Raw genomic sequence first — 14,298 nt, forward strand, 5'->3', positions numbered from 1 at the left:
AAAAGTGAGAAAAAACATACAACATATAACATTAGAAAATTCCAAAAAAGAAATTCTAAATACCACTAACTCGGAACTCGAAACTTTCCGAACTGCTGAAAACATTGAACTAAAACCCATCTATACCAAAGAAGACACGAAAGGATTAGAACATTTAGGTTTTGGGGCAGGATTTTCACCTTATTTAAGAGGTCCTTATGCAACGATGTACGTTCGTCGCCCATGGACGATTCGCCAATATGCAGGATTTTCAACAGCCCAAGAAAGCAATGCTTTCTATAGAAGAAACCTTGCTGCTGGACAAAAAGGACTTTCCGTTGCCTTCGATTTAGCCACTCATAGAGGGTATGATTCCGATCACGAACGCGTTTTTGGAGATGTTGGAAAAGCGGGTGTTGCCATCGATTCGGTAGAAGATATGAAAATATTATTCGACCAAATTCCACTGGACGAAATGTCGGTTTCCATGACTATGAACGGTGCCGTTTTACCTATTATGGCATTCTATATTGTTGCTGCCGAAGAACAAGGCGTTGCTCCTGAATTACTTTCGGGAACCATCCAAAACGATATTTTAAAGGAATTCATGGTGCGAAATACCTATATCTATCCGCCTACTCCTTCCATGAAAATCATTGCCGATATATTTGAATATTCAAGTAAGAATATGCCGAAATTCAACTCTATTTCTATCTCGGGTTACCACATGCAAGAAGCCGGTGCCACTGCCGATATTGAATTGGCCTATACTCTAGCAGATGGTTTAGAATACATCCGAACTGGTTTAGCAACTGGTATGAAAATTGACGAATTTGCTCCGCGATTATCCTTTTTCTGGGCCATTGGAATGAACCATTTTATGGAAATTGCTAAGATGCGTGCCGGAAGAATGTTGTGGGCAAAATTGCTAAAACAATTTAATCCAAAAGACGAAAAATCATTGGCATTGCGAACCCATTGTCAAACTTCAGGTTGGAGTTTAACCGAGCAAGATCCGTTTAATAATGTGGCACGAACTGCTATTGAAGCATCGGCAGCAGCATTTGGAGGAACACAATCGTTACACACCAATGCATTAGACGAAGCCATTGCATTACCAACCGATTTCTCGGCACGAATTGCTAGAAATACCCAAATATTTTTACAAGAAGAAACCAAAATTTGTAAAACCGTCGACCCTTGGGCAGGAAGTTATTATGTAGAAACGTTAACCAAAGAAATTGCGGATAAAGCCTGGGCGTTAATTGAAGAGGTAGAAGAATTGGGGGGCATGACCAAAGCCATCGAATCGGGAATTCCTAAATTACGAATTGAAGAAGCAGCTGCGAGAAAACAAGCACGTATAGATAGTAGCCAAGATATTATTGTTGGAATCAATAAATACCGTTTAGAAAAAGAAGATCCACTTCAGATTTTAGATGTAGATAACGACATGGTGCGCAACCAACAAATAGAACGTTTGCATCAAATAAAAGCCACTCGAGATACTGCTAAAGTAAAAGAGTGTTTGGCAAAATTAACCAATGCTGCTAAAAATTCTAACGGAAATTTATTATCTTTAGCCGTAGAAGCAGCAAGAAACAGAGCCACATTAGGTGAAATTAGTGATGCTCTCGAAGAAGTTTTTGGAAGATATAAAGCACAAATTAGATCCTTTAGCGGCGTGTATAGTAAAGAGATAAAAGACGATAAAAGTTTTGAAAAAGCAAAACAATTAGCCGATGCCTTCGCTAAAAAAGAAGGACGTCGCCCAAGAATTATGATTGCCAAAATGGGACAAGACGGTCACGACCGTGGTGCCAAAGTAGTAGCCACAGGTTATGCCGATGTAGGTTTTGATGTAGACATTGGTCCTTTGTTTCAAACCCCTGCCGAAGCCGCTAAACAAGCCGTTGAAAACGACGTACATATATTAGGTGTTTCTTCGCTTGCAGCCGGACATAAAACTTTAGTACCACAAGTTATTGAAGAACTTAAAAAATACGGACGCGAAGATATTATGGTTATCGTTGGAGGAGTTATCCCAGCGCAAGATTACCAATTTCTTTTTGATGCTGGAGCCGTTGCTGTTTTTGGTCCTGGAACTAAAATTAGTGAAGCCGCAATTAGTATTTTAGAAGTTTTATTGAAGGATTAGAAACAATCAAGTCATTACGAGGAACGAAGCAATCTCATAAAAAACATTAAACACCATCTGAAAGTTGGTGTTTTTTTTATTATGATTTATTAAAAACTTTGAGATTTAATAAAATTAGAAGTTTTGAAATAAATTTAACACCTTGAAACAGTAAGATTCTAATTTAATTAAGGGTTTAATATCTTCATAATTATCTTTAATAAAAGAAAAAAAATCTACTTAAATCTTTTATTTTTCGTCACAATACCCTTTATTTTCCGAGGTCCTATTTTGTTTCCCTCATTATTAAGTATTGCAGCTGCTTTCTTATTTATCCTTTTAACTTATACTACATTTCAAAAAAAAGCCCTTCTCAATCGAGAAGGGCTTTAACCAATTAATAACAAACAAACTATCGTTTTATAACACGTATAACTTTAGTATTTTCTCCTTGGGTTAGAATTAAATTATAAACTCCAGTAGGAAAAGTATTACCTATTTCAAGTGTGTTAACAGTAGATGGTTCCACTTCATTAACCTCTATTAATCTTCCAGTCATATCATATAGACTTATCTTAATTAATTCTGTATTTGAAGTTTTTAAATCTAATCTAAAAGAATTAACAAATGGATTAGGATATGCTTTAACATCTAACAATGTATTATCCGCTAATTCTACTTTACTAGTAGTTGGTGCTACAATAGCACAATTTTTAGCATATACTTTAACTCCAACGGCACTAGTTTGAGTTGTTGAGCAAGGTGAACTTGTCAACCTAACCTTAAAGTACTTAACAGCAGTTGAACTAGGGAAATAATCATAGGTAGATCCTGTTGCTCCTGGAATAACTGTATAAGTTCCGTTTAATGTATTAGCAATAAGCCATTCTATAGTTCCTACATAACCAGCTGATAAAGTTAATGTTTGGGATGCACCCACACAAACTGGTGTTGTTACAGTATTAAATCCAGTAATAGCAGTAGCCTTAGCTGCTGGATTTACTGTTATTACTATTGGTAGTGAAGAAGATGTTGCACAAACTCCATTTGATACTATTACTTTATAAGCTGTTTTAGCAGTTAAGTTTCCTGTTGTTAATGTTGTAGTGTTTCCAGTAACAGTTGTAAACGTTCCTGTTACTCCATTAGTAACTGTAGCTTTTTGCCAAGCAATAGTTCCAACAGCGGAACTTAATGTTATTGTAGTTGGTGTTCCTGTACAAACAGTTGAGTACAATGCGCTTAATGTTCCAACAGCTGTTGGTTGACTAACCGTAACTGCAACTGCAGCACTTGTTGCTGAGGAACAGGCACCACTACTCGCAACTATTCTATACCATGAAGTAACGTTTGGACTTACTGCTAAAGAAACTGGATTAGTAGCACCATCGATGTTAGCAAAATCTGTTGCTGTAGCCGATGTAGTTGAAGATTGCCACTGGATTGCACCAACTGAACCGGCAACTAAAGTAAGTGTTTTTGATGTTCCTCTACAAATAGCGCCTGCACCACTAATGGTTTTGGCAACAGATAATGGACTTACAGTTATTATTGTAGTTTGTGAAGTTGATGTAGAACAAGCACCACTAGATACTATAACTCTATAAGCAGTCGAAGTAGTTAAGTTTCCTGTTGCTAATGATGTGCTGGTGTTTCCTGCAACAGTAGTAAACGATCCTGTTAATCCATTGGTAACTGTAGCTTTTTGCCAAGCTATAGTACCTATAGCGTCACTTAACGTTATAGTAGTTCCTGTTCCTTTACATAAAGTTGCGTTCAATGCACTTAGTGTTCCTACAGCAGTTGGTTGGCTAACCGTTACTGCTACTGCAGCACTAGTTGCCGGTGCACAAGTACCACTAGATGCAACTACTCTATACCATGTAGTAACGTTTGGACTTACTGTTAAAGAAACTGGATTAGTAGCACCATCGATAGTAGCAAAATCTGTTGCTGTTGCCGATGTAGTTGATGATTGCCATTGGATTATACCAACAGAACCCGTACCTAAGGTAAGTGTTTTTGACATACCATTACAAATAGCTCCTGCACCACTAATGGTTTTAGCCACCGCTTTTGGACTTACTGTTATTATAGTTTGTGTGCTAGAAGAAGCACAAGCACCACTAGATACAATCACTTTATAAGCAGTTGAAGTAGTTAAGTTTCCTGTTGCTAATGAGGTACTAGTGTTTCCAGTAACAGTTGTAAACGATCCTGTTACGCCATTTGTAACTGTAGCTTTTTGCCATGCTATGGTTCCTGTAGCGGCACTTAATGTAATATTCGTTCCTGTAGCAGTACAAATAGAGGGACTTAATGCACTTAATGTTCCCACAGCAGTTGGTTGGCTAACTGTTACTGCTACTATAGAACTAGTTGCTGACGGACAAGTACCAAAGCTTGCATAGGCTCTATACCATGTGGTAACAGCTGGAGTTACAGTTAATAAAACTGGATTGGTAGCGCCACTTATGTTTGTAAAATCAGTAGCCGTAGCCGATGTAGTTGACGATTGCCATTGGATGGAACCAAAAGTACCTGAAGCTAAAGTAAGTGTTTTGGATGTTCCATTACAAATAGCTCCTGCTCCACTAATTGAAGTAATTTTTGGTTGACTTCCTGTCACAACCCAACTACATAAAGAGGTATTGAAAGTTGCTGTTTGGTAACATAGTAATGACGTAGGGGCTGCAGGTTGTGTTCCTATAATATCATATTGGCACGAATCAGAATTCCAAGAAGCCGTTTCATAACAAGCTAATGTTGGTACTAAAGGTTGTGTACCTGTTACAACCCATGAACAAGATAAAGTATCAAATGTAGCTGTTTGGTAACAAGCTACTACTGGTTGTACAGGTTGCGTTCCCGTAATATCCCAAACACATGTAGTCCCATTCCAAGTAGCCGTTTCATAACAAGCAACTGCTGGTTCTGAAGGTTTTTCACCAGCAATATCATAGTTACATGTAGAGGCATTCCAAATAGCTCTTTGGTAACATAATAAAGTTGGTTCTTCTGGTAAATTACCAGTAATATCATATTGACAAGAAGTAGCGTTCCAAGTAGCAGTTTCGTAGCAATTAACTACTGGCTCGTCAGGCATAGAACCTGTTACAACATAATCACATATAGATTCATTCCAGGCAACTGTTTGATAACAATCAACTTGTGGAGCTGAAGGAAGATCTCTAATTACGTCCCATTCACAAGTAGCAGCATTCCAAGTAGCTGTTTCGTAACAAGATAAACTTGGTTGCGCTGGTTGTGTCCCTGTAATATCGTAAAGGCAAGTATCATAATTCCAAACCGCTGATTGATAACAAGCAGTTGATGGAATAGCTGGAATAGTAGTTACAATATCATATTCACAAGTAGTAGCATTCCAAGTTGCAGTTTGAGAACAACTAAGTAGTGGCGCATCAGGTTGTGTTCCTGAAATTATCCAAGAGCAAGTTGTATCATCCCATTCTGTTGATTGATAACAATTAACAGTTGGAGCTACCGGCAAATCAGCAAAAATTTCATAATCACTAATTTCCTGGTTCCATACAGCTACTTCAAAACAAGATAAACCTGTTGGTGGAGCTGGTTGTGCTAAAATTGTCAAGTTTAAATTCTTAGTTTCACATTCTGTTACTAAACTATAGGTGCCATTGGTGGTATAAGTCTGACCATTAACTGACCAGGTATAAGTATTATAAGCTGTTATAGTAGTTGTATTTACCGTTGGATTAGCGCAATTAATAGGCGCAAAATATCTCCAAATATCTGCAGCACGATAAGCAGCAAGACTTGTATTAGGAACTATTAAACCACGACCTGCATAACTTGTTGCCCAAAAAGCATCGTGGTTAACTGTTGGTGGTGTAATTGCATTGCAAAAAATAGTAATTAAACTTTCAAGTCTAGTAAAGGCAGTTGCACCAATACTCGTTACCGAATTAGGAATAGTAATATATTGTAAATTTCTACAATAATTAAAAACACCAGTGTTAATTCTCGTTATTTGGTTTGGAATTACCACAGAAGTTAAACCTGACCATTGAAAAGCATAATCTCCAATGCTAGTTAGCGAATTTGGAAGAGTTACCGTAGACAAGTTATTACAATATTCAAAAACATTTTTGCCAATGCTCGTTACCGAGTTTGGAACCACAAAAGAAGTTAAATTGGAATTATTAGAAAAAGCACCTTCATCAATTCTAGTTATCGAGTTTGGAAGAGTTACCGATGTTAAACCAGAACAACCATAAAAAGTCCATACATTAATGGTCGTTACAGAGTTTGGAATAGTTACCGATGTTAAACTAGAACAATTTTTGAAAGCCCCTTCAACAATGCTTGTTATCGAATTTGGAAGATTAATTGAAGTTAAACTAGAACAATCTCTAAAAGCTCTATTACCAATGCTAGTTATTGAATTTGGAAGAGTAACTGAAGTAATACTAGTATATTCAAAAGCATATTCACTGATACCCGTTACTGCATAAGTACCACAACTATTAGTTACAGAAGCGGGAATTACAACAGCCCCAGTTGCACTTGCATTTCTACCAACAGATAAAGTGGTTGGCGAAGTAAGTTCATAATTAATACCACCACTGGTTATTGGAATTGATAGAACTAAAATCTCTGTAAGACATCCTGTATAATATTTGTAAGTTCCAGATTTTAAATAAGTTTGACCGTTTACAGACCATGTATAACTGCCACAAGTAGTAACTGTAGTAGTATTTTCCGTTTGATTTACACATAAAACTAAAAAACTGTTCCAAGTATTCGCCGCTCGATAAGCCGCAATAGATGCATCAGGAACTGTTAAAGTACAATTATCACTATACCCACTACCGTTAAAAACCATCCAATTAATAGGAGGAGGTATACTACTATTACAAATAATCGAAGATATAAGACTCCACTGAGTTGCAAAAGCAAAATTACCAATGCTCGTTACCGAAGTTCCTATAGTAACCGAGGTTAAACTAGAACAATCTTTAAAAGCGTAATAACCGATGCTCGTTACCGAATTTCCTATAGTAACCGATGTTAACCTTGGACAAGGATAAAAAGCATAATCACTAATACTCGTTACCGAATAAGTTCCACATGCAGTAGTAACAGAATCTGGAATAACAACAGCACCAATTGAATTACCACCTACTACAGATACAGTAGTTGGCGATGTAACAACATAATTAATACCACCACTACTAAAATTGGTTGGTGGAGCTGTAATTGTTAAATTTAAATTTTCTGTTACGCAATTTACCGTTAAACCTGAATAAAGACCAGAAGATGTGTAGGTTTGGTTATTATTTGCCCACGTATAGCTGCAGGAAGCCGAAGCTGTAGTTGTATTAGAAGTGCTTGGAGTAATTGTTAGAACTAAAGTCTCTGTATTACAACCTGTAACTTTAGTATAAGTTCCAGAGGTAGAATAGGTTTGATCGTTTACTGACCAAGTATAACTACCACAAGCCGAAGCTGTAGTTGTATTAAAAGTGCTTGGAGTAATTGTTAGAACTAAAGTCTCTGTATTACAACCTATAACATTAGTATAAGTTCCAGAGGTAGAATAGGTTTGATCGTTTACTGACCAAGTATAATTATCACATGCAGAAGCTGTAGTTGTATTAGAAGTATTTGGAGTAATTGTTAGAACTAAAGTCTCTGTATTACAACCTGTAATATTAGTATAAGTTCCAGAGGTAGAATAGGTTTGATCGTTTACTGACCAAGTATAACTACCACAAGCCGAAGCTGTAGTTGTATTAGAAGTATTTGGAGTAATTGTTAGAACCAAAGTCTCAGTATTACAACCTGTAACATTAGTATAAGTTCCAGAGATAGAATAGGTTTGATCGTTTACTGACCAAATATAATTATCACATGCAGAAGCTGTAGTTGTATTAGAAGTGCTTGGAGTAATTGTTAGAACTAAAGTCTCTGTATTACAACCTGTAACATTAGTATAAGTTCCAGAGGTAGAATAGGTTTGATCGTTTACTGACCAAGTATAACTATCACATGCAGTAACGCTAGTAGTATTTACCGTTGAATTATTACAAGTAATTGGAGCAAAATTTTGCCAAACAGCCGCCGCTTGATAAGCAGCAACACTTGCATTAGGCACTGTTAAACTACAAGCACTTTGGCTTACACCCGTAAAAACATTGTTAGGAATAGATATAGGGGTAATTGCGTTGCAAATAATTGAGGTTAAACCGGAACAACCTTCAAAAGCATTCCCATTAATGAAAGTAACCGAGTTCGGAATAATAAACGAAGTTAAACTTGTACAACCCCTAAAAGTAGCATAAGGAATGTCCGTTAACGTATTTGGAATTGTAACCGAACTTAAATTAGTACAGCCATCAAAAACAAGATTACCCCAGCTCGTCACCGTATTTGGAATAGTAAACGAAGTTAAACTACTACAACCACTAAAAACAGAAAAACCAATACTTGTTATCGAACTTGGAATAGTAAACGAGGTTAAACTAGAACAATTAAAAAAAGTATACCATGGAATACTCGTTAACGAATTTGAAATTGTAGCTGAAGTTAAATTAGTACAAGCATAAAAAACTTGCTCACCCATGCTAGTAACGGAGTTTGGAACAGTAATAGATGTTAAACCTGAGCTTTGAAAAACAGATGGACCAATGCTCGTTACCGAGTTAGGAATAGTTATCGAGGTTAAAGCACTACAACCCATAAAAGCGCCGTAATTAATGGTCGTTAAAGAGTTTGAAAGAGTAATAGAACTTAAACTATAACAAGCTGCAAACGCCTCGTTACCTATGCTCGTTACCGAATCCCCCATAATAACCGTAGTCAAATTATTACTACAAATGAAAAAAGCTTGATTACCAATGCTTGTTACCGAGTTGGGTATAGTAACCGAGGTCAAACCATTACACGCAAAAAAAGCTCTTTCGTCAATGAGCGTTACCGAATAGACATTACCATCATTTGTAACTTGTGAAGGAATAGTAATAACTCCACTTGGATTCTCATTAGTATTACGAACTACCTTTACGGTGTTTGGCGATGTAATACTATAAAATAATGGACCACTTGTGAATGTTTGCGCTAGTGCGCACTGCCATCCTACAAGTATAAAAAACAAAAAAAATAAATTTCTTTTCATAATTAAATTAGATTTTAAAATATTTGGCAATACTACTACACAAAAGTAAAAGAGAAAAGACATGACAAATAGACTTGCCGTTTTTTTAAATAAATAGTAAGAATTTACAATTTTTAGTAACAAAAAAAAAACTTAAATTATTTTAATTTGTATAATTTAGCATTTACTAAAAATCGAAAAATAAAGCTTTTATCTACTAAATAAAATTAAAAAGTAATTAATAAAACCATGCCCCCTATGACTTCTAACATTATACTAATATTCTCGGCTTTTCTGAGTTATATCGTTATTTTTTTAGCCCTTAAAAATTATAAAAACAATAGAATATTAAACTTTTTCTTATTGTTTATATTTCTTATTTCAAGCACCAGATTGATGATAGGTGGCATTGCAGAAATTTACAATATTGCTGATTTAAAAACTTTTTCTTTAAAAATTAATATTTATATTTCTTTACTTTTACCGTCTTTTTATATATATTTTAAATATTTAATTAAGGATCATAAACATATTTTTTTTAAAGATTTACTACATATTATATTTCTTTTTTTAGCAATAATCGAACGAGAATATTTAATATTCGACAGTATATTTAAATATAAATTGAACTATTACTTTAGTCAATTTTTTGCTATTTACTCTCTCGTTTATATTCTATTAATTTTTTTATTACTTAAAAAAAATGTGTGGAATAAAAAAGCAACTTTAAGTTTTATAATAACCCAAAATGATTTAATCAAGAAATGGACAATTGTATTATTTATTGTTATAAATGCGTTTTTGTTGCGATTCTTTCTTTTATATTATAAGCAATATTTATTTTATGAACCTGTAGTTATTGATGAAATAAAGTTTCTTTGGATTACTGCATTAGTTTGGATTGTGTTATATATAATAATTTTATCTAATCCAGAAATACTTTTCGGATATTCTTATTTACAGGTAGAATCCACTAAAACTAATTCCGATTTAAAAAGAAATAATTATTGGAATATACATTCAAAAATTAAAATAAATAATAACCAAGACCAATTGTTAAAAGAAAAAATGGGGACTAAAATTGAATCATACCTATATGAATTAAACGCTCTTCTATTTAACAATAGTTATTTTACAAATCCGGAATTTTCTATGAAAGACTTAGCTCAAGTACTAAACATTCCTGTTAGTCATTTGAAATATATTTTAAAGTACCATTCTAAACTATCCTTCTCAGATTTTAAGAAAATATCAAGAATTCAAAATTCATTAACTTTAATTAATAATAATTATTTAGCTACAAACACTCTGGAATCACTATCAAAAGATGTAGGATTTAGCTCATATAATCCATTCTTTACCTGTTTTAAAGATGTTGTAGGGAAGTCGCCACATCAATACATTTCATCCATAAATAGTAATTAAAATAATTAGTGATCAATAGTAATAAGTCCCTATCAACGATTTTACATCAAAAAGCATACAAAAAATATAATTTTTTATATTTACAATAATATCAGATAATACATATCGCAATGTGAAATATAATTTCATAAAATATTGGTTTTAATTAGTATTGCAAATCATTGTTGTCCGATAAAACTAACTATTTGCTTTATTAAGTCTTACAAATAGTACGAAATTTTAGACTCAACTTAATTTTTAATATATTCTCGCTAAGATACAAAGTCGCAAAGAACTCAGATATAAACTGCGACTTCGCGCCTTTGCGAGAAAAAACATATAATGTTTTTAGCAATAAATATTTTAATCGGACAATAATGATTGCAAATACTAATTCACCAGTTTAGCGGTTTTTTATTTTATAGTATTAAGTATTGCAGCTGCTTCCCTATTTATCGTTTTTTAAAATCCTAATCAAAAAATAATATTTACCTATTTAGTTATACTTTTTAACAATTAAAATATAATTTTTGCTGTATTACATTTTATTTATGACGATTTAAAAATAATTTATGCTAATTTTAAAATAAATTTTACTTAATTTAATATATATTTTAATTAAATTAAAATAGTTTTTGATGATTTTAAAATATTTTTTGATGATTTTAAAATAGTTTTTGATGATTTTAATAGCATTTATACCATTTATAATATTGTTTTTGCCTTATTATTATAAAATTTTTATAGGATACTATTTTAAAACCTAAAAATGATTTATTAATTTTACTTAATACATAATCTAAAAACTAAGAAGATATGCTTTACTTAAACCTAAAATCTGTATTAGAAGCGCGCCAAATAGAAAAACCACACTCTTTTTTGGTGAGAATTGGTATTAATCCACATACTGCTCATAAAATTTTAAACAATAATACCCACGTTATGCGTTTAGATAACCTCACCCTAATATGCAAAGCTCTATATTGCCAACCCAACGACCTCTTACTGTTCAAGGAAGACCCTAATCATCCGATAGAAAAAAACCATCCATTATCTAAACTAATCCCAACAATAGAAGACAACAGTTGGCAAAAACAATTAAAAACAATGCCTTTGGATAAACTAAAACAATTCAGTAAAATGCTGGATGCCGCTGAAAATCCAGAATAATATCTAATTAAGCCGTTATGAATAAAATACTTTATTTAAAGGAAGTCCCATTTGCAAAGAAATTATTCGGATTTGTCCTTCTAATTTTAGGGTTATATTTTTTCATCTATAACATAATTATGGGATCCATTTTTATTGCTATTGGGTTGAATTTAATTTCTACAGAAGGTTCTGAAATTAATTTAGAAAATAATACTTATCGAAATCTTAAATCTATTTTCGGAATTCATTTTGGCAAATGGAAACCTTGCCCACAATTTGAATACGTATCCGTATTTAAAACTAAGGAAAACCAAACCATCAATGTAATTAGTGCTACAACTACTATAACTAGTGACATTATTTATTTGAATTTATTCTACAATAAAAACAAACACCTCACATTTTATAAAACCGAAGATAAAGAAGATGCCTTTAAAGTGGCAAAAAAAATACAATCAAAATTAGGAATTGACGTATTGGACGCTACCGAAAAAGAGAGTAAGTGGATCGAAGAGTAATAAATTGAATAATACTCCTTATTAAGTAATAAAGTTACCTGCTTAAAATACAGCATCCTGCGAGACATAGTGCAAACTTCTGATTCTATTCTCTTTTTTAGGAAAAACAAGTAACTATTTATAAAAGAAAAAAAAATTATATTTCTTCACAATATCCTTTATTATCCAAGGTACTATTTTGTTTGCCCCACTGGTACATACTGTCAATAATTGGTAATAAAGGACTTCCGTAAGGCGTAATCTTGTATTCAACTCTTGGCGGAATTTCAGCATAAATAATTCGTTCTAGAATTCCATCTGCCTCTAATTCTCGTAACTGATTGGTTAATGTTTGTTTACTAATTTCTGTGATGTTTTTCAATAAAATACTATATCTATTTCTATCCGTTCGTATCATGTGAATAATACTTGGCTTCCATTTTCCTCCAATAATATTCATACAATATACTACAGGACAATTGCCTGGATTGAAATCTTTTGTCTTCCTTACTTTAGTATTTTCCATTAGTCTAATATTTTAGTCTATATCAATGATTGTTGCCTATATTGATTATTTAGACAGAAATAATAATTTTGCTAATTATAAATTTAAAATCATCTAAAAAATGAAAAGAATAGCAGTAATTACGATTAAAATAACAGCCAATCACCAAGGGGTAGATTTTGAAGCATTAAAGAAAAAAGAGATGCCTTTTATTCAGAAATGGAAGGAAGAAGAAGTATTAGAAAATTTCTACATAAATTCAGATACTAATGGGGCAGTTCTTATTTTTAAAAATTTAGAAATGGAACAGGTTATTAAAAATATGGAAGGACTACCCTTCTTTCCGTATTTAGAAAAATTGGAGTATATAGAAATTAATAAAATATTTTAATCCCAAAAGGATGTGCAAGAGGATTTATATCCTCTTTTTTTTGTTGCTACAATTTCAGAAATTTAGTCTTGCAAAATTGGCTTCAACCAAATATTGGTATTCATTTGAATTATAAAATTATAATAATACTATGCGCGCCTACCATTTATTTTTAGTATATTTGAAAAACAAATTATACGAATTATGGATTTTTCAGCAAAAATGCTTCGCGATGATGCCCTTAAAGGGAAAGTAATTGTAGTAACTGGTGGTGGAAGTGGATTGGGTAAAGCCATGACTAAATATTTCTTAGAATTGGGAGCCAATGTTGCCATTACTTCTAGAGATCTTGAAAAACTAAAAGCAACTGCATCCGAATTGGAAACTGCAACTAGTGGAAAATGTTTGCCATTGCAATGCGATGTTCGGCATTACGACCAAGTAGAAGCAATGCTTGCAGAAGTCCTTAACGTTTTTGGTAAAGTAGATATTTTATTAAATAACGCTGCCGGAAATTTTATTTCTCCTACCGAACGCCTTTCGGCAAATGCTTTTGACACTATTATTGACATCGTTCTAAAAGGTTCTAAAAACTGTACTTTGGCTTTTGGAAAACATTGGATTGCCCAAAAACAAACCAATTGCAACGTATTAAATATTGTTACTACTTATGCCTGGACCGGTTCTGGATATGTAGTTCCGAGTGCTACTGCCAAGGCTGGAGTACTTGCCATGACTAGAAGTTTAGCCGTAGAATGGGCAAAATACGGCATCCGAATGAATGCCATTGCACCGGGTCCATTTCCTACCAAAGGAGCATGGGATAGATTACTTCCTGGTGACTTAGCAGAAAAATTTGACATGGCTAAAAAAGTCCCTTTGCGAAGAGTTGGCGATCACCAAGAATTAGCAAATCTTGCTGCATATTTAGTTTCTGATTTTTCTGCATATATTAACGGAGAGGTTGTAACCATAGATGGAGGCGAATGGCTGCAAGGTGCAGGTCAATTCAATATCTTAGAAAAAATACCCCAAGAAATGTGGGATATGTTAGAGGTTATGATAAAAAATAAAGGAAGTAAATAAAAAAGTTTTGGGTTTAAAGTTTCAAACTCAAAA

The 14,298-nt window shown here is 33.4% G+C and carries 8 protein-coding genes; 6 read left to right on the plus strand and 2 right to left on the minus strand.

All coding sequences use genetic code 11. The features are described from left to right. Positions 1–4: 4 nt before the first annotated feature. A complete protein-coding gene (gene scpA / locus ACIQ2J_RS05450; protein ID WP_396167383.1) occupies positions 5–2,137 on the plus strand; it encodes a methylmalonyl-CoA mutase in 2,133 nt (710 codons plus the stop codon). A gap of 391 nt (positions 2,138–2,528) precedes the next feature. On the opposite strand, the gene ACIQ2J_RS05455 is transcribed toward scpA, so the two are convergent. Beyond that, the gene (locus ACIQ2J_RS05455; protein ID WP_396167384.1) at positions 2,529–9,272 is read right to left on the minus strand and encodes a leucine-rich repeat protein; all 6,744 of its coding nucleotides are present in this window, start codon (positions 9,270–9,272) and stop codon (positions 2,529–2,531) included. Between the two features lie 237 nt (positions 9,273–9,509). On the opposite strand from ACIQ2J_RS05455, the gene ACIQ2J_RS05460 reads away from it, so the two are divergent. The 3 genes from ACIQ2J_RS05460 to ACIQ2J_RS05470 all read left to right on the plus strand — a co-directional run bounded on the left by ACIQ2J_RS05460 (position 9,510) and on the right by ACIQ2J_RS05470 (position 12,325). Continuing rightward, positions 9,510–10,676, plus strand: a complete 1,167-nt coding sequence (locus tag ACIQ2J_RS05460; protein WP_396167385.1) for a helix-turn-helix domain-containing protein — start codon at positions 9,510–9,512, stop codon at positions 10,674–10,676. A 795-nt stretch (positions 10,677–11,471) separates the two neighbouring features. Further along, on the plus strand, positions 11,472–11,825 hold the full coding sequence (locus tag ACIQ2J_RS05465) for a helix-turn-helix domain-containing protein (protein WP_396167387.1): 354 nt from the start codon (positions 11,472–11,474) through the stop codon (positions 11,823–11,825). A 17-nt stretch (positions 11,826–11,842) separates the two neighbouring features. After that, positions 11,843–12,325 (plus strand): hypothetical protein, encoded by a 483-nt coding sequence (locus ACIQ2J_RS05470; protein WP_396167388.1) that lies wholly within the window; start codon positions 11,843–11,845, stop codon positions 12,323–12,325. Between the two features lie 136 nt (positions 12,326–12,461). Here the strand turns inward: ACIQ2J_RS05470 and ACIQ2J_RS05475 are convergent, their stop codons facing one another. Then, positions 12,462–12,830, minus strand: coding sequence for a winged helix-turn-helix transcriptional regulator (locus ACIQ2J_RS05475; protein ID WP_396167389.1), 369 nt, complete (start codon positions 12,828–12,830; stop codon positions 12,462–12,464). A 100-nt stretch (positions 12,831–12,930) separates the two neighbouring features. Here ACIQ2J_RS05475 and ACIQ2J_RS05480 point away from each other — a divergent pair, with 100 nt between their 5' ends. Together ACIQ2J_RS05480 and ACIQ2J_RS05485 are read left to right on the plus strand one after the other, a co-directional pair. Continuing rightward, the gene (locus ACIQ2J_RS05480; RefSeq protein WP_396167390.1) at positions 12,931–13,200 is read left to right on the plus strand and encodes a hypothetical protein; all 270 of its coding nucleotides are present in this window, start codon (positions 12,931–12,933) and stop codon (positions 13,198–13,200) included. A 183-nt stretch (positions 13,201–13,383) separates the two neighbouring features. Continuing rightward, positions 13,384–14,265, plus strand: coding sequence for an SDR family oxidoreductase (locus ACIQ2J_RS05485; protein WP_396167391.1), 882 nt, complete (start codon positions 13,384–13,386; stop codon positions 14,263–14,265). The last annotated feature ends 33 nt before the right edge of the window (positions 14,266–14,298 follow it).

The organism is Flavobacterium sp., assembly GCF_044357305.1.
In the GTDB taxonomy this organism is placed as follows: domain Bacteria; phylum Bacteroidota; class Bacteroidia; order Flavobacteriales; family Flavobacteriaceae; genus Flavobacterium.